Genomic DNA, 21,393 nt, shown 5'->3' with positions numbered 1-21,393 from the left:
ATTACCAATATAGCTTACGAGGACTGATGCAGTACAACGTATTTTACTCATTACGACCAACAGGTTTTGTGGAGCAGGATGTCAATGATGAAAGAACATACTAATTAAAGGTAAAAAATTCAACAATATCCAACTCCAAAACCAGTAATTATTTCGCTGTATAGAAAAATCTGGTTCTGCTAATAAGTAATCTATTCTTTCTGTCAAACGGTTCGGGGGAGTTGTACAACTAAATGCTGCATAAAAGTTATTTGTTTCAGTGAAGCGATCGCTCACCATTAATAACAAAGTCTCCGCCAACAATAACCCATCTACTTGTTTTTTTGCCCACTGGTCTGCACGAATTTCTCGTAGAGTCAAAAGTTCCTGCCATAGAACTTCCGTATTTGGTAAAAAAGGAACTATTTTTCCCAACCAACCTAACCAGAAAAACCAAAAAGTATCTCGATAATAATAGTGAGCTTGTTCGTGATTTAAAACTGCATAAAGTTGCTCGGAGTTTAATCTTTCTACAAGACCTTTACTAACAACTAACTTAGAATTCCAAAACCCTATTTGCGCACTAAATAAAATTGGATTATCAAGTAAAAATACAGACTTACCTTTAATATTTATTTGAGGATAATCATCAACCTTTTGTACAGACCGCCAGCCTTGATAACCTAAAATCAAACCCCAAATAACTGTCCATCCGCAAAAACCCCAGGCCAATACATAACTAACCCATCCAGTTGAGAATCCCAACATTTCTCCTTGAGGCCCCATACAAATCACTGCAATGGCCGTTGCGATTAAAAGTAAGGGCGGAGAAATAAATAATAGTAAAGAGCGCTGCCAACGGACTAACCAATGAGGAGAAATGAAAAAATCCACACATCTCAGACCATAAGCTAAACCTAGAGCCAAAAATATAATAATTAAGTGCATTATTTTTCCTCCTCCCTAGCTTTGCGTATAGCTTTTAGCTTCTCGGCGATCGCCTCTATTTGTTCTATACTAGCAGAGTCCAAACTATCGGCAAAAGCGGCCACCACATCAGGATTTCCTACTTCCAGAAATTGATTTAATTGTTTGTGCGCTCTCAACATTTGAGCTTCTCGACGAGAAATTAAAGGTCGCCACACAAAAGCACGGCCACTTTCATCACAAACCAACCAGCCTTTTTGAGTTAGGCGACGTAAAACAGTTGTGACTGAAGTATAAGCTAATTCCCGGTCAGGGTCAGCCAGAATATGTTCATGTACCTGTTTAACTGTGGCACAACCTAATTTCCAAACAATATTCAAAATTTCTGTTTCCAGAGGACCAAGGGACATTTGTTGGGGACGGTAATTTGGTAGAGGACTCATATTTTTTTAGTTTTTCAATTTTTTCTTTCCTTAGTTAGAGCTAAAGTTTGGAAGTCAGAAGTTAAATTCTCTTTGAGAGTTTGAGGACTTGCTAACCCAAGCAATTGCTATAAAAATTTCTTGTTCTTCTGGCAAATTATTTAAGTATAATAAAGGTTGTACATAAATATAGTCATATGGTCTCCAGAAATTTGGGTGACTGTTGAGATAATTTAATAATATCTGTGATTATAGAAAATCAAATAGCCTCAAGAGTCAATGATCTGACTTCAATAGGGTGAAATTCCTGGACTGACACGCTACCTCTAGATACATAAGAACCTATGTCCAAGCCTCTGTTTTATGACCAAGCAGAAATTGAATCAGGGAGATAATCACCCAAAGAGGTAAAAGAAAAGCAGTCTCAAATGTCTTTGACTATGAGATAGAGAAGCCAGTGCGTTGGGCGGGTCTCCCGACTTGAAGCAACTGGCGTGGTGTTGTAGTTCACCCAGTCAGGGTAACGCCTGCATACATAGAGATATGTCATATTTGACTATATTTTTATGAACTATGACAATCTGTCTTATTCATGTATAATTACTTCGTAGATAAAGAATAATCTAAAAAAAACAGGAGTTAAGGATGCGTTTTATCTCTTCACTTTCCAAGTCTGTAGCAGTGCTAGCTTGCGTAGTTAGTCTAGTTATCGGTAGTCTAGTATTCTCTAATCCAGCAGAAGCAGCAAACTACGAAGTAACAATGGGTGCTGGTGGACTACAATTTAGTCCCAAACAAGTAAATGTTAAACCAGGTGATACAGTTACATTTAAGAATGGTATGCTTGCACCTCATAATGTAATGTTCAATCCTGCTAATTCACCAGATTCAAATCTGTCAAAATCACTTTCCCACAACAAGTTGGCATATAAAGCTGGAGAGAGCTTTGATGTAAATATCCCAGCAGATGCTAAGGCTGGTGATTATGAGTTCTTCTGTACTCCTCACCGTGGTGCAGGTATGGTTGGCCATCTAATTGTTAAATAATAGCAAAACTTAACTAACACATCACACACTGAAACTAAGTTAGGTTGATCTTGGTTTATTGTTATTAGGGATGACAACAATATCTCTGTCTTCGCCTAATCATAAATATTTATTTGGAAAAAAACTTTAGGGACGTTCTATAGAACGTCCTTATAATTTTTGGAGATATTTCATAGTTAATGGAAACTGTAAAACCCTTAACTAATTAAAGTTGAAATTGAAGACTATTAAATATTCCTCTCTCTAAAAGTTAAGTATTTTAGGGGGAGGATAGTCATTTTAATTAAGTAACCTTAAAATCTTAGTACAAATAATATCAAATTCCGTAGTATTAGTATCAACACAGAAACCGGGTTTGTGCGGGTAAATGTTAGTTTTGTTGAATATCTAATATAAACCCGGTTTCTTATCAGTCTCCAAAAAAACTTTTTGATAATCATTAATTTAATTTTTATAATTTAATTTTTATGTTTGACAGCCTGTCGTTTGACGTAATGCCCGACTTAATTCAGAATAGGAAACGCAGATTTAATCATTATCTGTATTTGTGTTGAGAGAGGAGAACAAATGAAAAAATTACTATCCATTGTGCTATTAGCCATAGCGTTTGTTGTTGTTGCAGTACAACCTCCAGCTTTAGCTGCCGATCTAGCTCATGGAAAGCAGATATTTCAAGGTAATTGTAACGCTTGCCATTTAGGAGGCAAGAATACCATTAACCCAACAAAGACTCTAAGTAAAGCAGATTTAGAAAAATATGGTATGTATAGTGCAGATAAAATTATCTACCAGGTAACAAATGGTAAGAATGCTATGCCAAACTTCAAAAGGCTCGGAACAGCTTCTATTGAAGATGTTGCAGCTTATGTTCTAGCTCAAGCTGACAAAGGCTGGAAATAATTAATATCAAATTAGGAAAAGATAGGAGAGAAAAGTTTTCTACTTTACAAATGAAACCTTTCTCATCTTGATAATATATTCCTTGATAGTTGGGGTGAAAATTAGAGCTAGATACAATAAATCTATAGCTCTATGTATTCACCCCAATATTAGTATTTGAAGTAAATATATACGGTGACAAATGAATAGCTTTTATCGATTTCTACTCAGTATTAGTATAGTCGTTACAGTATTATTTTTCTCATTTTTGCCACCGATGAAAATTGCAACTGCTAACTCAGATATCGGCAATGCTAAAAAAGTCTTTACCAAAGGTATAGCTAATACTAAAAATCAAAACTATAAGCAAGCAGTTGAGAATTTTACCAAAGCAATAGAATTTAATTCTAACTTTGCCAGTGCTTATAGTAATAGATGTTTAGTTTATCTTCAATTGGGAAAATATGAGCAAGCGATCGCTGACTGCACCGAAGCAATAAAAATTAATCCAGAAAATATAGAAGCAAATCTCAATATAGGTTTAGCTTACTACGAAATCGGTAATTACCAACAGGCAATTGTAGAATATACTCAAGTGCTTAACCAAAACGATAATGATTTTCGTGCTTTATACAACCGAGGATTAGCTAATTTTGAACTGAATAATTATCAGGAAGCAATAGCAGACTATAACTTAATTTTAGCAAATACTCAACAAGATGCTAATTTTAATCAAGCAGATATTTATAATGAAAGAGGTCTAGCATATTTAATGTCAAAAAATATGCACAAAGCAAAAGCAGATTTTAGTTATGCTATTTCTATAGATGCTGGTAACTCCAGAGCTTATTATAACAGAGCTTGTGTTTGTAGCAAGATGGGAAACATTGAAGCAGCAATGGCAGATTTTAGTAAAACTCTAAAACTTAATCCCCATGAAGCTCAAGCATATTTAAACCGAGGGTTATTGCGTCAAGAGTCCGGACTTTATCAAGCAGCAATTCAAGATTTACAAGCTGCTGCCAAATGTTTTGGCGATCGAGGCAATATGGCAGCTTATCATCACACTCAAGCGTTGATTAATGGATTACAAAAATGGCTGTTATCATCTAATCAAATTGCTATTGGTTAAAAAGCTAAAGTCTTTGTTTGTAGTTGCGCTTTAGCGCTCCAAAAAATCTATCAGCATCAAAAAGCATAAAAACCGGGTTTGTACTAAATACCTCACCATACTAACATCTACCTCCCATAAACCCGGTTTCTTATAACACTCCACGCGCAAGGGGATTTGATTTGTGAAAAAAACTGTAGGGGTTTGGTCTCCAAACCCTATTTTTACTATTTTTACTTGGGGTTTGCTGAAAACAGCAGAGTGTGGGAAGTGTGGGGAGGTTTGGGAGATTGAATCTTGTCTGATCAAAGTGCTAACTTTTTACAGCTCTAAAGACCGAAAAGCTGGCAGTTTTTTCGTTCTAAAAAGGCTAAAAGCTTTATTTATAAATGCTTTGAGAGTTAATCAGCAACCCTAGGTGGGTTTGGAGACCAAACCCCTACAATCAAATATTATATCATGTCCGGTAGCATCGGTCTTGTATAGGGAAGGTAAGGAAGAAGGAAGAAGGAAGAAGGAAGAAGGAAGAAGGAAGAAGGAAGAAAGAAGAAGGAAAAACTTTACTAATGGTAGCTCTTTCCCCAACTTTTACACGCTCCGATACCAGCGGACATTATATTACAACCTATTTAGGATTGCTATATGTGAAAACTGCTATAAATAAAAAAGTTGGGGAATAATAATATTCCCCAACCCAAAAGGAGATGAACTGATATGCAAACAAAACAATTTTTTACAGATGCAATACGATCATGCTGTTGTCATCTCAACAGCGATCGCTACAAAAATTAGTAACAAGATTTCCAATTTTGAGATTTAGAGAAATCTTTTACAGTAAAATTTTTTCTTACCGAATAATTAAGGTTTAAAGCCTCTCCTTTAAAGGAGAAACAAGAAAAAATTTTCCTTTTATTCAATCCTCTTCCTTTGAGGAAGAGGTAATTATCAATTATCCATTATCAATTATCAATTATTGAACGTTGCTTTTTAGGTGCTACAAAACTTTCGCCATCTAAGCAGATACTAATACAGGAGCTTCTTCACCCAGAAAAATGGGGCGTAGCGTTTCCAACCACTGTGTAATTCTCTCTTCAGTTAGATCGCTCTGATTAACTTCATCCAGTGGTAATCCTACAAATTTACCATTACGCACTGCTGAAGAATGCTCAAAAGTGTAACCTTCAGTAGGAAATTCTCCCACTATAGTTGCACCAAGCTTCTCGAATTGGTCGCACATAAGTTGCAATGCACCAGCAAAGTGCTTTCCATGACCAACTTGATCTGCTGCACCAAACAAAGCAATAATCTTTCCAGTAAAATCAGGCTTTTCGATATCCATGTCAAAAAGTGGTTCGCGCCAAGCATTCTGCACTTCCCCAGCTCCCCAGGTCGAACAACCCAATAACAAATAATCGTATTCAAGAAGTTGACTGAATTCGTCGTAATCTTCTTCCATATCTATGATATCACAAAGTTCCTCGCCTAATTTTTCGTGGATTGTTTCAGCGATTTCTGCTGTTACGCCAGATGTGCTGCCATAAAATATGCCAATTTTTGCCATTATCGACACTCCTGATTATTTTGATGTCTAAATTAAAGTTGATTGAATCTACTGGGGAAAGCAAATCGCACTAGCTTGACCAAGATGTTTGAGCATATCTCAGTTATTTCTACAAATTAATTGTAGAATTTCTTAGTTACTTAATGCTATAAATTATTGATTTAGCTTACTTCAGATGCCAGACTTAAAATTCATGTATGGGTTAGCCTGGTTTTGATTTAATAAGAAGCAATATCAATAAGTTGTCAATTGTATCCCCAAACCCAAAAATAATAAAGGCCAATAGAGACAAGTCCTTCAGATGACCTTGGAATAGACATGGCTTTTTGTATCAACCCTATCTATATTTTGAATATATCGGGTAAATTAATAGAAATCTGTATCAATTGTAGTTGACAATTCTTTTGAAGAAATTTATAATTATTAGGGGATTTTTTACACCTTTCTTCATAGATACAGTTTTGGTGTTAATCCTAATTAATTAAAAAGAATGTCAATAAATTGAATTGGATGAGCAACAAGCTATTCCTGTGGGAGCGATCGTGTAATTGGTGCGGAAAACTATCGTAGTAGACTGACATAACTAATGGATGTGTATTACAGCGCTACATGATTAATAAACCACATCGTCACAACCAAAACCTTGTAGGGACTAACCATGGTTAGTCCCTACTGTGGTCTACTGAAATGAAAACCGCTGTAGGGCGGGTTTATGTAAATCTTAGAGTAAGCACGAAAATTCTAGCTAAAACCCGCCCCTACTATTGCAGCATTTTAGAGGTTTACAAACAAACCTCTACCGGACAAACTTCGGCATAACTTCAGCAGCAGTAAATAAACCATAAATACCTCTACGATATAAATCTACTCCCGCTTTCAAATAACCAAACGCCGGACCACAAACATTAGCTGCCATACTTGTTTCATCCCCTAATGTAAAAGTATGGGTAGAAATTTTCCCTTCAAAAGTACGACCAGTTACCTGAACATTTGTACTTAAAGGTTTTTTCGGGTTGCGAGTATCCACAATACCGCCTACTGTTACTCGATCGCGATCGCAAATTCCCGCCAACTCCAACATAATATCGTCAGCGTGTTCCATATTCTCCAACTTCAACAGACCATTTGTCTCTTCCAACAAAGCTTCCACTTCAGCATCAGTCATTGCCTTAGCTTTTTCCACATCATATCCGGGCAAATGGCCAATATCCTCACGAATTGTGGCGCGGTAAGCTTCCCAATTAGCAATACCCACTCCAAAAGTAATTTTCACACTATGAATTTCCGCATAACTCTGAGCTGCTACAGTAGCTGCTGCAGTTAATAAACCAGGAGTTGCACCACAACCTGTCATATAAGTAATACCCGCAGCTTGTAGTTCATCTTTGAGGGCCAATAATTGTTCGACGGCACTGGTACGCTTAATGGCATCTACTAATACCCCCCGCCAACCAGCAGCAATAAATTGTTTGGCAACATCTGCCATAAAAGTATTAGGCAAATTAGGAAGGGCCAGAAAATAACCATCCACAGTATCAGCTACTTTGATTAATTCCTCAATGCTCTGGTTACTTAAAACGCCACCAGGTTCTAAATAACCCAAAGACCCTTGGTTATTGTAAATGGCCATACATTGGTCAGGATTTAATCCTTGACGGTTGTAGGCATAACCTTTTTGGTCAGCAGCAGCAACTAAGGCCATTTCTTGTTTTGGTGTAAGTACCCTAGCTGCGGCTTGTCCTAGACCACCGAAGCCTAAAACACCTACATGGATTTGATTGTTGGAAGTATTGATTTGCATAGCACTCATAACACTTAATTTAACTGGACAGACTTTTGTCGAACTTGTACTTTTAGCTAAAGTTAAAAGTCAAAAGTCTTCAAGGATTTCAAAGGGAATAGGGACGAGGGAATTTAACCTAAAGTTCGTAGTTGGTAAATTTCCAAGTAGCGATTATATCCCTCGTTAGTATTTCCAATCAATTAATCTTATAAAAAATCTCTTTTCAATTATTATAAATTAACGGAAATTAAATAATTCAAAACCTAATTTTTACTAAGAAAACATAAAAATTATTTCAGATAAGATATTGAGCCTTTATTCTAAAGGAAGAGAGAAGAACAAAGAAGGCTTTAGTTATCTGGGAGATAAGATTAATTACTGATATTTTATTGGTTCTCCTAGGTTGTTCTACGCAAACAGCTATTCGATAAGTTCTAACAGTCATGGCAACTGCGATATATCAGCTTAACGTAGAAAATCATTTGTATTTTCAACGGATACTTGAGCGACCAATCCCAAAAACTCTATTGGATCAGAAATATTTTCTATAACAGCCTAAGTGATATTTGTCAAGAACTTTTAGTTTGAAGTTTTGTTACATGACTCACTAGGCTATCTTCTTGATCCCATATTTCCTCGTATCTTGGTCCATTATCTTGACGGTTAGAAAAATATACGCCAAACTTAACAAATAACTGATTTAATGTTTCGGATTATAATAACTTTTGTTAAGAAATGATTCTTTGTCTATCGATTAGTAAAAATTGATTTAGATTAAAAGCAAGTCATTTAAACAATCAAGAAGCAACTTCAGCAGATATCACTTTGAAAAAATTGGTATCTTTGTATATTTCGATAACTGTTCATTATTGATCTATGAACATGGAAACTTTAGAGTTCATCATTCATCCAGATGGTCGGGTACAGGAAAAAGTTACTGGTATTGTCGGTGCATCCTGTACAGAAGTAACTGCTGCAATTGAATCTGAGTTAGGTATTGTCTTAACTCAAGAGTCAACTTCTGAATACTTTGCCCAACAGCAGCATCAGTCTGATACTGCTACAACGCAGGTTTCTTCTTTTAGCAGTTACTAAAATTTTTTTTCTTGTTGAGTTCAGTTTATTTCTCTTAGAATTACTATGTCACACTTTAGTCAAATCAAAACTCAAATTCGTAATCTGAAGTCTTTGCAGTCTGCTCTCACAGATTTAGGTATTGACTGGAAATCAGGTCCAACAGAAGTCCGGGGTTATCGCGGACAAACTAGCACTGCTGAAGTGGTCATAGAACAAAATAATGGGTATGACTTAGGGTTTGCCTGGAATGGTAATCAATATGAGCTGGTTGCCGATCTACAATTCTGGCAACAAGCATCATCTGTAGATCGCTTTATTAATATGGTGACTCAGCGCTATGCTTTCCATACAGTAGTTAATGAAACTGCTAAACAAGGATTTCAGGTTACCGAACAGCAAAAAAATAAGGATGGATCTGTTCGTCTAGTTGTTCAACGTTGGAGTGCTTAAACAGCAGTCAGCAATTAGTCCAGTAGGGTGCGTTAGACAGCTAAAATTACTTACTGTCAGAGACATTAAACAAGATGTCGTAACGCACCATGTTAGATTTGTCAACTCCAGTAGGTTGGGTTTAGCGCCAGCGTAACCCAACATATCTAGATATTTGGGTAATTCTGCATAGTCATGGTAGAGGAGAAACTATACCGTTACCAAAATATTTACAAACACCACTAGCAGTGTTTGTTGGTTTTTCTCCTTGGGAGGCGCTCCGCAAATGTTCCTGAACCCAACTTACAAATTATAGATAATATTTACTACTTTTTAACAAAATGTTAGATTTTCCTCCATCCTCCCCTGAAGATAACACAGAACGTTCTGGTTTTGAACCCGAACTTGGTGGGATATTACGGGATGCTCCTGAACGTTCTGGTTTTGAACCCGAACTTGGTGGAGTGTTGCGACAAAAAGGGGTTTACGTTGATGAAATTACCTGTATCGGTTGTAAACACTGTGGTCATGTTGCTCATAATACTTTTTATATAGAACCAGACTATGGGCGAGCGCGTGTTTTTCAACAAGATGGTGACTCTGAAGAATTAATCCAAGAAGCGATCGACACTTGTCCTGTTAATTGTATTCACTGGGTTGATTATACAAAACTGAAAACTCTGGAAGAAGAGCGTAAGTATCAGGTTATTCCTATTGCTGGGGGTCCCATAGAGGGTGCAGCGCGTATTGCTAGTCACAGACGCAAGCAGAAAGCAAATAAAAAGAAGATGTGATAATAAATTCGGTTTATAGAGTATCCTTTTGGGGAGATGGGGAGATGGGGAGATGGTTATAGAGGATGAGTGAAAAAGGTACTTTTACAGCAATTTCGGAGTTAGTGAGGTACAAAATTTTTGGTAACACAAGCATCCTGCTTGTTACAGGCACCGAAGCCTGTGTTACAAATAGACATCTGGTGATAATCAAAAATAAAATCAATTATCGTACATAAATCATCAATTATTCTCCCCTACTCCCTACTCCCCTACTCCCTACTCCCCTACTCCCTACTCCCTACTCCCTACTCCCTACCACTATATCAATACTATTTAATACTTCTTGAAACTCTTCAACTAAGGTCATAGCTTTGGTAGATAACATTTCTAAATCAGGAGTTTTACCTCGTAGCTCCTTCTCTAGGGAGGCAGCAGATTTGTAGAGGGTTTCTGCCCCAATAGTACCTGCCAACCCTTTCAGGGAGTGAACAAGATGTAACCCCTTAGACAAATCTCCCTGATTTATGGCTGCCGGGATTTCATGTTTATAGTCTTCTTCACAGGTTTGAACAAGTCTCAGAATCTCCAGATAACTATTCCAGTCACCACCTATAAACTCTAAACCTAAATCGACATTCAAAACAGGTAGAGCTGCCAAAGTAGTCTCTGCAAGTTCAGCGTTTTCTGGAGAAACTGTGGGGAGATTATTTGTAGCTACAGAAGAACTACTAGCAGGAACAATCCATTTGCAGAGAGTTTCATATAACTTTTGGGGATTAACAGGTTTAGAGAGATGATCGTTCATCCCAACTTCCAAACTTTTGTTTCTATCTATATCCATAGCATTAGCTGTCATGGCAATAATTGGGACTGTGGCAAACCGTTTCATTTCACTGTTGTTCTCCCCTGCCAGACCACGGATCAGGCTGGTTGCCTCTAGGCCATCCATTTCTGGCATCCTAATATCCATCAAGATTAGGTCATAACTACGCTCATAAATTTTAGCGATCGCCTCTTTTCCATTGGTTGCAGAATCTACATTCAACCCCACCCTTTCCAATAATTCTATGGCAACTTGTTGGTTGATTAGATTGTCTTCTACCAGTAATATATTAGCTCCCTGAATTTCCTCCAGTGTTACCAAGTTAGACAATTCAGTTTCTCTGAGAACGGTGGATACAGGAATACCAGAAGTATCACTATGTTCCCTGGAATAGCCAAACTCTAGTTCAAAATGAAATGTACTACCTTTACCCAGCTCACTCTCAACCCCAATGCTGCCTCCCATAATCTCAACAAGACCTTTGCAAATTGCTAATCCAAGCCCTGTGCCACCGTATTTGCGAGTGGTAGAAGCATCAGCTTGTGTAAAGGATTCAAATAATGTTTCGATTTCAGAGTGATTAATACCTATCCCTGTATCTTTAATCTGATACTTCAGACGTACAGTTTCATCAGTAAAACTAAGCACTTCCACTGCAATAGTAACAAAACCAGTTTCAGTAAACTTTACAGCATTGCTTGCCAGATTCATCAACACCTCAGTTAAGCGCAGAGAGTCTCCAATTAAATATTGAGGAACATCATCCCCAACTTCAAAGACTAATTCTATTCCTTTTTCAGCAGCTTTGAGATTGAGAATATTGTCGATCTGATTTAAGACGCGATCTAATTCAAATGGAATAAATTCTAATTCCACTTTCCCAGCTTCGATTTTGGAAAAGTCAAGGATATCATTAATTATTTGCAGCAATGATTGGGCAGAACTTTGAATTTTGTTGAGGTAGTCTTCCTGATTAGGTTGAAGAGGGGTTTGTTGCGCTAAGTGGGTAAGCCCTAGAATACCATTCATTGGAGTCCGAATTTCGTGACTCATCAGGGCTAAAAATTCGCTCTTGGCAAGGTTTGCATATTCGGCAGTTTCTTTTGCCTCTCGCATTTTTTGATATGCTTTTGCTTGTTGGATAGCAATGGCAATGTGAACAGATAACCGTTGCACTAAATCAATCCCATCCCTTGTCCAGGTGTAGGTATGCCGATGACTCGCAATCATTAAACCCCATAGTTGCTTTTCTACAATAATAGGTACAACCAGGGCTGCACGAATATTAGAAAGCTTTTCTAGACTTAGCTGTGATTTATTTAGGTCATCTACTACCCGAATCTTACCCTGCCGATAATGCTCTATCCATTCTGGAGTAACCCAGACAGGATCGAGTTCTAAATCCAACAGCGATCGCTCACCTTCAGCAATTGACTCAGCAACCACAGCGTCAGAAGAATCAGGACAAAATTGGTAAATAATCGCCCGATGGCAGTGCAACAGTAAACGAAACTCTTGCACAGTTGTATCAAGAATGTTCTGCAAATCCCAGGATGAGCGGATCTGCTCCGTTACAGTCATCAATGATTTTTCCTGTTCTACTTTAGCCCTAAGCACAGCAGTCCGATCTTCCAGCAGACTCTCTAGCTCGGTAGTGCGATCTTCCAGCAATTTTATTCGCTCTGCCTCTAGCTGCATTACCCGTTGTTCCAAAACTTCCATTAACCGATCGACTTCCGGGCGATTTATAGCTTGCAATACATTGGTTTGAGTAACGATGCCTAGAAGCTCTCCTTGTTCACCTGTCACCACTAACCGACGGATATTTTGCTCCTCCATGAGCTGTTGAACAGCCCAAAGTGATTCATCTGACTTAATTGCTAGAATTGGCTTACTCATTAATGTCTCTGCGGTGCAATTTTCTAGATTTAAGCCCAATGCCTGAAATCTTACTAGGTCTTGCTCCGTTAGTATCCCTACTGGAATTTGCAGAGGTTGTGTGGTTTTGCCACCAGGTTCTACAATTACGACGGAACTAATACTGTGTTCTACCATAAGTTGGGCAATTACCAACACAGAAGTCTCCGATGTTGCACAAACTACCTCAGAGTTCATTACGTCCCTCACCAGAGGTAGTTTTAGCAAGTCATTTGGTTGGCATACTTGTCGCAAACTATCATAAGTCAATAACCCAACTAGCTGCTCCTGGTCATCTAAGATTGGTAAGTGACGAATTTGATGCTCCTGAAACAGGTTAATCATAGAAAACAAATCAGTAAAATCTGACTCACGCATGGTCATAACAAAACCTGTCATTATCTGATTCATTACCAACCGCTCTAGGGGTTGCCCCTCAGCACTAAGGCGCACCACGTCGCGCTCAGTCAGAATACCTATGACTTGATTTTCTTCAACTACTAACACGGAACTCGATCTTGCTCTTTGATGAGTATCTTTCTCTTGCCTTGCTTTTATTTTGCCAGAACTGCCTAGCGATCGCTCTTGACTCATCAGGGTCACAACTTCTTTTACTGTTGTATCTGAATTGACAACCAGGGGATTCGGAATTATTGCTGACTTCAGGTTTAGCTGAGTCACCTTGCTGCGAACAGACAGTTGACTAATACAGGCGCAGAGTAAGTTAGCCGTAATATCTCCCTTAACCAGATAGTCTGCTGCTCCTAGTTTCATTGCCCGTACTGCAACCCGCTCATCCCCCACACCAGTCAGCACAATTACAGGTAATTTATCTTGAGGGTAGTTAGTGGCAATTGCTTCTAAAAATTCCAATCCATCTCCATCGGGTAGGTTGACATCCACCATAGCTATATTTGCTTGCTCTGACTCCCACATTTCTATTCCTTCTTCTAAAGTTTCGGCTTCTATAATATGGTAGGTGTGGTGCGGATCTGATTTCAGATAGCGAATGTAGCTAAGGCGATCTACCTCAGAATCATCCAGGAGCAAAATAGTTATCCGAGGCAATAAAATTTCAGGTGTGCTAGCATTGCCTTTAGTATGGGAGTTTTGATTATGGGTTGGATTGGACATTTTTCTGCACTAGTAGTCGATACTCAGGAGTTAGAGAAAATATTTCAGGACTTACGCAAAAAATGAAATTACACACCATCTGTAGGAGAGAATGGTATTTATAGAGGGCTAATGCCATTCGCCCCTACGAGATATGGCGTTTCTGCGTAAGTCCTGTATTTGAGAAAGTATAACATAATCAGGATTACACATTTTTGAGTGCTAAACACTACATATAGCGCTACTTGAATCGGGAAAAGGGAACAGGGAACAGTAGACTGTTAAGGGGTTTTATAATTTATAAATTTCCTAACCTGAATGCGTAGTGCTATATATTGTAAATTATAGTTATGATTACCTATATACTCTATATATAGTTTTTTTTCTATACAGCGGTTTTCATTTCAGTAGACCACAGTAGGGACTAAACATGGTTAGTCCCTACTAGGTTTTGGTTGTGAAGATGTGGTTCATCAACTTGAAAAGCGCTGTATAATAATCAGGACTTACGCAAACTTGTAGATAATACCCTATCTGTAGAGGGCGAATGCCATTTATAGAAGGCGAATGCCATTTATAGAAGGCGAATGCCATTTATAGAGGGCGAATGCCATTTATAGAGGGCTAATGCCATTTATAGAGGGCGAATGCCATTTATAGAGGGCTAATGCCATTTATAGAGGGCTAATGCCATTTATAGAGGGCTAATGCCATTCGCCCCTACGAGATATGGCGTTTCTGCGTAAGTCCTGTTTATAAACTATCAGGCAAAATAACTGTTTTAAACCAATAGGATAAAAAACTTTCTATATACCTCTTTAAGTCTTGAATATTAACTGGTTTTTGCATATAACTGTTTGCTCCTTTTTCGTAACAAATATGAATATCTTGTGGACTTGATGAAGTTGAAAACACAACTACAGGAATTTTTTTAAGTTGTTGATTATTTTTAATCACTTCAATTACTTCTCGCCCATCGGTTCCCGGCAGGTTTAAATCTATTAAAATTATTGTAGGACGGGGAGCTATTTCAGGATTAGAATATTCTCCTGTCTGAAACAGAAAGTCTAGTGCTTCATCTCCGTCTAAACAGTGATATATAGGATATTGAAAATCTAGCTTCCTCATTATTCTGGTTAATGCAACATAATCTTCCTCATTATCTTCAACTACTAGCAAAGATAAGTTTTTTTTTGATTATTTTGTGATTCATTCATTATCATTTATCTTTTGGTTGTGAAAAAATATCTTTAAATTAGGGAATAGGATAATAATTTCATATCTTATTATCTATTATTGGATTTTTGACAAAATACTTATGATTCCTATAACAATCCTAAATAGGTTGTAATATTATCTATCTCCGGATAATCACTAATAAAAAAGTTTTTGTTTGTAGTTTTGCTCTAGTCCGAACTACAGATAGGGCTAGAGCAAAACTACGAACTTGATATAAGATTTTATCGTAGGGGTTTGGTCTCCAAACCCAAGCGAAAAATGGATTTGGTTTCCAAACCCCTACAATTTTTTTCACTAATCATTTAGGATTGCAATATTTATTCTTGCTTCCATAATTTTATATAAAATGTTGTTCCTTCTCCATATTTAGATTCCAGCCAAATTTTACCACCATGACGTTCAATAATTTTTTTAACTATTGTTAAGCCTACTCCTGTACCACCCCCAAATTTATTTTGACCATGTAATCGTTTAAAAATTTTAAATATTGTCTCTTGATGCTTTTCTCGAATACCTATACCATTATCTTTTACATATATGATACTAGCAGCTTCTTCAGTTTCTTCATAACCTATTTCTACAATCTTATCGTCTTTTTTATTATACTTAACTGCATTATTAATTAAATTGCTAAATACTTGTTCTAGAAGTATTTTGTCTCCATAAATCACTGGCAAATTATCCATCTTTCTGATTTCAAAAGATATATCGGGTTTACTAACTTTAACAACCTCAGACACATTTTCAATTAATTCATTCAGATTAATAGGAGATTTATGAAGTTCTTGACGACCTAAACGAGAGAAATATAACAAAGCATTAATTAAATCCTCCATCCGTTGAGTTAAACGCACCAAAGTCTCTAATTTTTCTCGACCATCTTGGTTAAGAATTTCCCCATAATCTTCCATCAAAAATGTAGAATAATTATGAATACCTCGCAATGGTTCTTTTAAATCATGGGAAGCAATATAAGTAAAAGAATCTAACTCACTATTACTTTGTTCTAGTTCCAGATTTATTTTTGCTAATTCAGAAATTCTGCGCATCACAATTCCCACAATTGCGGTTTTAAAATCTTGCGCTCCTTCTATTTCATAAGGTTGCCAAGGTAAGGAATGAAATTTAACTATTTCTTGCCATTGTTCAAAAGATGTTCGAGGACAAAGTGTCATTTTACCATCAGATTCAATCTCTATAGGATATTCTGGATTTCCAGCCCAATTAACTGTTTGACTTACTTCTGGTCGAAACCACAAAACATAAACTTCTTGTAACTTGGCAATTTCTAACACTAATAATCCACCAGAAATATCTTTAAATTCTTGAGCAGGTGGGTAAATTATTGGTAAAGAATCAGTTGAATAGATGTCAGTCTTCATCTGATTTTTTACCCAATTTAGTAGTTCTGTAATTTCTGCATCGTTTGGTGTTTTTCCTACTTTGTGATATTCTCCTTCTAAAAAAATTACAGACCCCGTTGCTCCAACTATTGTTAATAATTTATTGCCGATATTTTTGATAACATTTAATAAATCTTCTGACTCAGAAATAATCTTTATTACTTCAGCTTGGACGGACTTCAGAGCAACTTTATTATCTAAATTATCATTTTGTTCTCTCATGGGAATATGAATCGACATTATTTGACCTAAAAATTCACAAACCACTCGTTTATGGTAGGGAATATATTTAGTTGATTCGTGATGACAAGCAATTAAACCCCATAATTTTCCTTCTTTCACCAGAGAAACTGACATTGAACCCATAACACCCATATTATCAAGATATTTTACATGACAGCGAGAAACACCCCGCAGCACAGAAAAAGTTAAATCTAGAGGTTCGTTAGTTAAAGGATTAAATTGAGGTACTAACTCAACAATTTGAGAGTTGATATTTGGAATAGTTCGTACAAACTTAACAGAGAAAACAGCTCTTGCTACTTGAGGAACATCATAAGCAGGATAATATAAACCTAAAAATGCTTCTTGATCTTCTTGTTTATCTTCGGCAATTACTTCTCCAGAGTCATCAGCATGAAACTTGTAGATCATCACCCTGTCAAATCCAGTGATTTTGCGGATTTCTTTAACTACAATCTCACAAAGTTCATATAAATTGGCAGATTTCTGAATTTTATTAATTATGGGAAAAGTCAGTTGATAAAATTGGGAAAAGTCTGTAGCTGATTCATTTTCACAAGGTTCAAGTTCTAGAATTACAACTCCATTATTACGATGAATAATACCGTTAAATAATCTAACTTCATTTCCACATTTAATAGATAATTTGAGTGGGTTGATATATACAAAATTTCCTGCTAAATTCTGACGAATATTATCTATTTGTTCAGAATCTAAGAGACATTCGATGTTCTGTTCGAGTAGATTTTCTGGAGGAATATTGAGCCATTTTTCTGTATTACTACCAACTTGAATAATATCAAAGTCTGGCTCTTGCAAAACCAATAATAATCCATGATCTTGAATGAAGTTAGGAATATGAATTTGTTCGTTATAGTCAATATTTGAATTGACTCTTTGTTTGATGATTATTTTATCTTTATTATCCATTTTATCTGATTATAATGTTTGATTATAGATTCCGTATATTTACCGAAATGATTAATAATTAAACCATTAAATAATTAGATAATTCACGCCTTGAAGCCTCCCCTTTCAAGGAAAAAAAGCGGTCGTTTGCGAAACGCCATATCTAATCGACCAAGAGAAATAAATCTTTTCCTTATTCATCAATCCTCTCCCTAAAAGGGAGAGGTAATTATCAATTATCAATTAATGAACAATCCTAAATGATTTGTGAAAAAACTGTAGGGGTTTGGTCGTATCAGTCTAATTTTTGCTTGGGTTTGGAGACCAAACCCCTACGATAAAATGTTAAAACCTAATACCGTTTTGCCTAGAGGATCTCTGGGTATAATTGGGATTTAAAAATCTCCAAAATGGGAAAAACACAGTCAAGATTAGCTATCTATGATTTTGGGAAAAAAGTTTATTATGGCTCCTGGGTTTGGAGACCAAACCCCTACAATAAAATGTTAAAACCTATTTTAGGATTGCTATAAAATTCCTATCAAAATTTAACTTTCTAATTCCTCAACTGACTTAGGAACTCCCGCAGTTAATACCTCACATCCTTCCTCCGTAACCAAAACATCATCCTCAATTCTTACTCCAATTCCCCGCCAACGATCGTATACTTCTGGTTGACCTTTTACTGGTTTAATATTAGGACCAATATAAATACCAGGTTCCACAGTTAATACTTGTCCTGGTTGTAAATTTTGCGGTTCTTCTCCCCATTGATAAACACCTACATCATGCACATCTAAACCTAACCAATGTCCAGTTCTGTGCATATAAAAAGGCTTATATTTTTCCTTTTCAATTATTTCATCAATATTACCTTTTAACATTCCTAAATCTATCAATCCTTCTACTAAAACTCGGACTGCCGTATCGTGAATTTGCTTATAAGGATTTCCTGGTTTTACTTGTTCAATTGCTGCTAACTGCGACCTTAAAACTAACTCATAAATAACCTTTTGTTCTGGTGTAAATTTCCCACTAATTGGAAAAGTTCGAGTAATATCAGAATTATAATAATTGTAAGCAGCTCCAGCATCAATTAATAACAAATCATTTTCTCGCATTTTCCGATTATTTTCTATGTAATGAAGAATGCAAGAATTAGCACCAGAAGCAACAATAGAAGGATAAGCAGGAGTAGCTCCATGACGAGAAAATATATACTCCATTTCCGCTTGAATTTGATATTCAAACTTCCCCTCTTCAGCAAACTTCATCGCATGGTTATGAGCATCAACAGCAATATCAGCAGCTGTCTGCATTTGTGCTAATTCCACATCACTTTTAATCAGACGCATCGGATGTAAAATTGTACTTGAATCTTGAATAGCTGTTGGTCCAATGCCATGTCTGGGATAGACTCGCATCAAATTTTGCCAATGTTTAAACACTGTTTCATTGAAGTGGCGATCGCGTCCTAAACGATAATAAATTTTATCTGCCTTTTTCAAATATTCAGGCAATTTTTGATTTAATTCATTAATAGAAAAAGCTGCGTCCGCACCATACCTTTCCTTAGCAACTTCCACACCAGCACGATAACCAGTCCAAGTTTCTTTTTCTTGGTCTTTTGGTTGCACAAACAAAACAAACTTATGCTTTTCATGGTGAGGTGCAATAACCGCCACAGCTTCCGGTTCATTAAAACCTGTTAAATAAAAAAAGTCGCTATCTTGACGATAGGAATATTCTACATCATTGTGCATGACAGCCATTGGCGCACTTCTAAAAATAGCCGTACCATCGCCAATTTTTGCCATTAAATTTTCCCGTCGTTGTTTATATTCTGAGTAAGTTGTCATATTTTTAGAACTAAGAAGTAAGGAATAAGGAACAAAGGAAAATCATATCAAATTTTTTAGTATCTGTTCGGTTATCCTTTGGGAAGCAAGTTATATCATGTCCACTGGTATCGTTTGTGTAAACCGAAGCGTGAATATATACAATAAATTTAAGTTTTTTCAGGTTTTTAAGCCTTATTCCTTATTCCCTATTCCCTATTCCTTCTTCCTTATCTTTAACTTACAATACCAATGCTACCGGACTTGATACTAAATCTGGTTGAGAAAGAATCTTTATTATGAAGATAATGCAGAAGTCCAGTAGTGGACTGTTTCAACTACAACTGTGCAATAGATTTTTGTTTCTAGGTGTCTTTCTCTCCCCACCCTCCCCACACTCGCCATTTTAGCTGTGTCAGTCCAGTAGGGTGCGTTTCCGCTAAGAGCGGACATGAAAATACGGCTAAAATTCAGACGATGAAAGAGATTCAGCCGTCGTAACGCACCATTTTAGATATGGGGAAAAAAAGAAAATTTTTTCCTTGAGCGTCCATCCTCTCCCTAAAAGTGAGAGGTCATTTCAGTTATCAGTTATCAGTTATCAGTTATCAGTTATCAGTCAACCTCCGACTTTAGTCGGAGGCTTGAAATACTGAGTTAAATATTTTTTCATCCCCTTAAAAGGGGAGGCTTTGGACCTCATTTTTTGGTAATTATTAATTGTTAATTATTTAAAATAAGTCTAAATACTTACTCAAATTTTCCCACTTTCATGTACTACATTTTGTCGTGATGAATGTGGGTTAATTGTTTTTTTAGTCAGTAATTTGTTACAGTTCTTTGAAAGATCCAAAAACTTGAATTGCCTTGATTATTTACTAGATCTTATAATATTAAAACTGTTTATTTTTGTTCATTTGTTTAACTGTTGCCATCATTTCTCCTAAAAAGGGTAAACCAATAATCGCAGGAAGAAAATAACGAGAAGTGCATAATAAACCTAAAGCTGCTCCTGTAGCTTCTCCAAAATAAGGTTGATAAAATAAAATCAAAGCAGCATCACGAGTACCCACTCCAGCAAAAGTAAGTGGTAATAAACCAGCTAAAATTGCCAGAGGAGATAAGGCTAAATTAGTCAAGAAAGGAACATCTGCTTTAAGAGCTAAAATAAATAACCAGATTTGAAATAAATGTAAAAACCAAATAAAAATAGAAGTAGTAGAAACTTTAATTAATTGTCTTTTATCCTCCCAAAAATAATCGTGCATTTCTAACCATGATTCTTTTAAACTCTCTAACTTTTTACCTATTTTTTTAGGTAAAATCTTAATCCCAATGTCAAAAAAAACAATAGCAAATTTTCTAGAACCTAAGAGAATTAAACCTAATATTAAACCTACTCCTACTCCTATAGTCATCAACCAGAAAAGAGAATTTTTGTCAGGATAAACTATCAAGCCAAATACACACCATAAAAGTAGTGATAACATATCACAGGCTTTTTCAAAGACTACTAAAGAGAGAGATAGAGTACCACTTAAATGTCCTCTATCTTTCATAAAATAAGCCTTAGCAATATCACCCATTTTTGATGGTAAAACCATATTCAAAACACTAGCACCTAAAATCAAACGATTTGCTTCCAGAAAATCTAAACTGCTTCCTTTAGGCATTAATTGTTGTAATCGCCATGAGGTAAATAAAGTAATAGGAATTACCATTGCTAAGGATAAAAACATTATTAAACCATCACAATTAGCAAAAACTTTTGCTAAATTCTGTAGGTCAATTTTAGAGTAAATAATTAATAGGATAGCAACGCTTACGGCAATAGAAATATATTTTTTCATTGAATTTATTAGATGATTAATTCTTGCTATGTAAGCATTCAGCTATTAGCGGTCAGATCTCAGCAAT

The 21,393-nt window shown here is 36.3% G+C and carries 17 protein-coding genes; 7 read left to right on the top strand and 10 right to left on the bottom strand.

Going from position 1 to position 21,393, the window contains the following annotated elements:
• Positions 1–81: 81 nt before the first annotated feature.
• Both ACP6PK_RS23005 and ACP6PK_RS23000 read right to left on the bottom strand, forming a co-directional pair.
• Positions 82–927: a M56 family metallopeptidase gene (locus tag ACP6PK_RS23005; RefSeq protein ID WP_426563004.1), complete on the bottom strand. Its 846-nt coding sequence runs from the start codon at positions 925–927 to the stop codon at positions 82–84.
• Positions 927–1,349, bottom strand: a complete 423-nt coding sequence (locus ACP6PK_RS23000) for a BlaI/MecI/CopY family transcriptional regulator (RefSeq protein WP_426563002.1) — start codon at positions 1,347–1,349, stop codon at positions 927–929. Before ACP6PK_RS23000 ends, ACP6PK_RS23005 begins: the two co-directional genes overlap by 1 nt.
• 624 nt (positions 1,350–1,973) lie before the next feature.
• Between ACP6PK_RS23000 and petE the strand changes: the two genes are divergently transcribed.
• From petE to ACP6PK_RS22980, 4 genes are all read left to right on the top strand, one after another.
• Positions 1,974–2,375 (top strand): plastocyanin, encoded by a 402-nt coding sequence (gene petE, locus ACP6PK_RS22995; RefSeq protein WP_426563000.1) that lies wholly within the window; start codon positions 1,974–1,976, stop codon positions 2,373–2,375.
• 567 nt (positions 2,376–2,942) lie between these two features.
• Positions 2,943–3,275: a cytochrome c6 PetJ gene (gene petJ / locus ACP6PK_RS22990; protein ID WP_426562998.1), complete on the top strand. Its 333-nt coding sequence runs from the start codon at positions 2,943–2,945 to the stop codon at positions 3,273–3,275.
• A 181-nt stretch (positions 3,276–3,456) separates the two neighbouring features.
• Positions 3,457–4,386, top strand: coding sequence for a tetratricopeptide repeat protein (locus ACP6PK_RS22985; RefSeq protein ID WP_426562996.1), 930 nt, complete (start codon positions 3,457–3,459; stop codon positions 4,384–4,386).
• A 163-nt stretch (positions 4,387–4,549) separates the two neighbouring features.
• The gene (locus ACP6PK_RS22980; protein WP_094672988.1) at positions 4,550–4,783 is read left to right on the top strand and encodes a hypothetical protein; all 234 of its coding nucleotides are present in this window, start codon (positions 4,550–4,552) and stop codon (positions 4,781–4,783) included.
• Positions 4,784–5,377: 594 nt separating this feature from the next.
• Here ACP6PK_RS22980 and ACP6PK_RS22975 read toward each other — a convergent pair.
• Together ACP6PK_RS22975 and bioU are read right to left on the bottom strand one after the other, a co-directional pair.
• A complete protein-coding gene (locus ACP6PK_RS22975; protein WP_094672987.1) occupies positions 5,378–5,926 on the bottom strand; it encodes a flavodoxin in 549 nt (182 codons plus the stop codon).
• Positions 5,927–6,722: 796 nt separating this feature from the next.
• Positions 6,723–7,736, bottom strand: coding sequence for a (S)-8-amino-7-oxononanoate synthase BioU (bioU, locus tag ACP6PK_RS22970; RefSeq protein ID WP_426562994.1), 1,014 nt, complete (start codon positions 7,734–7,736; stop codon positions 6,723–6,725).
• An 855-nt stretch (positions 7,737–8,591) separates the two neighbouring features.
• Between bioU and ACP6PK_RS22965 the strand changes: the two genes are divergently transcribed.
• The 3 genes from ACP6PK_RS22965 to ACP6PK_RS22955 all read left to right on the top strand — a co-directional run bounded on the left by ACP6PK_RS22965 (position 8,592) and on the right by ACP6PK_RS22955 (position 10,009).
• Positions 8,592–8,804 carry a DUF2997 domain-containing protein gene (locus tag ACP6PK_RS22965; protein WP_094671143.1) on the top strand — a complete coding sequence of 71 codons (213 nt, stop codon included), beginning with the start codon at positions 8,592–8,594 and terminating at the stop codon, positions 8,802–8,804.
• Between the two features lie 45 nt (positions 8,805–8,849).
• Positions 8,850–9,236, top strand: a complete 387-nt coding sequence (locus ACP6PK_RS22960) for a DUF1257 domain-containing protein (RefSeq protein WP_094671141.1) — start codon at positions 8,850–8,852, stop codon at positions 9,234–9,236.
• Between the two features lie 320 nt (positions 9,237–9,556).
• A complete protein-coding gene (locus ACP6PK_RS22955; protein ID WP_426562991.1) occupies positions 9,557–10,009 on the top strand; it encodes a ferredoxin in 453 nt (150 codons plus the stop codon).
• Between the two features lie 280 nt (positions 10,010–10,289).
• Here the strand turns inward: ACP6PK_RS22955 and ACP6PK_RS22950 are convergent, their stop codons facing one another.
• From ACP6PK_RS22950 to ACP6PK_RS22925, 6 genes are all read right to left on the bottom strand, one after another.
• Entirely contained in the window at positions 10,290–13,865 is a 3,576-nt protein-coding gene (locus tag ACP6PK_RS22950; protein ID WP_426562989.1) for a response regulator, read from the bottom strand.
• A gap of 732 nt (positions 13,866–14,597) precedes the next feature.
• Positions 14,598–15,023, bottom strand: coding sequence for a response regulator (locus ACP6PK_RS22945; RefSeq protein ID WP_426562987.1), 426 nt, complete (start codon positions 15,021–15,023; stop codon positions 14,598–14,600).
• Between the two features lie 178 nt (positions 15,024–15,201).
• Positions 15,202–15,378: a hypothetical protein gene (locus ACP6PK_RS22940; RefSeq protein ID WP_426562985.1), complete on the bottom strand. Its 177-nt coding sequence runs from the start codon at positions 15,376–15,378 to the stop codon at positions 15,202–15,204.
• Between the two features lie 22 nt (positions 15,379–15,400).
• Positions 15,401–17,659 carry an ATP-binding protein gene (locus ACP6PK_RS22935; protein WP_426562983.1) on the bottom strand — a complete coding sequence of 753 codons (2,259 nt, stop codon included), beginning with the start codon at positions 17,657–17,659 and terminating at the stop codon, positions 15,401–15,403.
• A gap of 527 nt (positions 17,660–18,186) precedes the next feature.
• Complete coding sequence (locus ACP6PK_RS22930; protein ID WP_426562981.1) at positions 18,187–19,497, bottom strand: aminopeptidase P N-terminal domain-containing protein; 1,311 nt, start codon at positions 19,495–19,497, stop codon at positions 18,187–18,189.
• Between the two features lie 872 nt (positions 19,498–20,369).
• The gene (locus tag ACP6PK_RS22925; protein ID WP_426562979.1) at positions 20,370–21,326 is read right to left on the bottom strand and encodes a lysylphosphatidylglycerol synthase transmembrane domain-containing protein; all 957 of its coding nucleotides are present in this window, start codon (positions 21,324–21,326) and stop codon (positions 20,370–20,372) included.
• Between the last annotated feature and the right edge of the window lie 67 nt (positions 21,327–21,393).

Origin of the sequence: Dapis hubbardiae BLCC-M172, assembly GCF_050016015.1 — a bacterium.
GTDB lineage: Bacteria > Cyanobacteriota > Cyanobacteriia > Cyanobacteriales > Microcoleaceae > Trichodesmium.
This window is presented reverse-complemented; position numbering and strand designations above follow the sequence as displayed.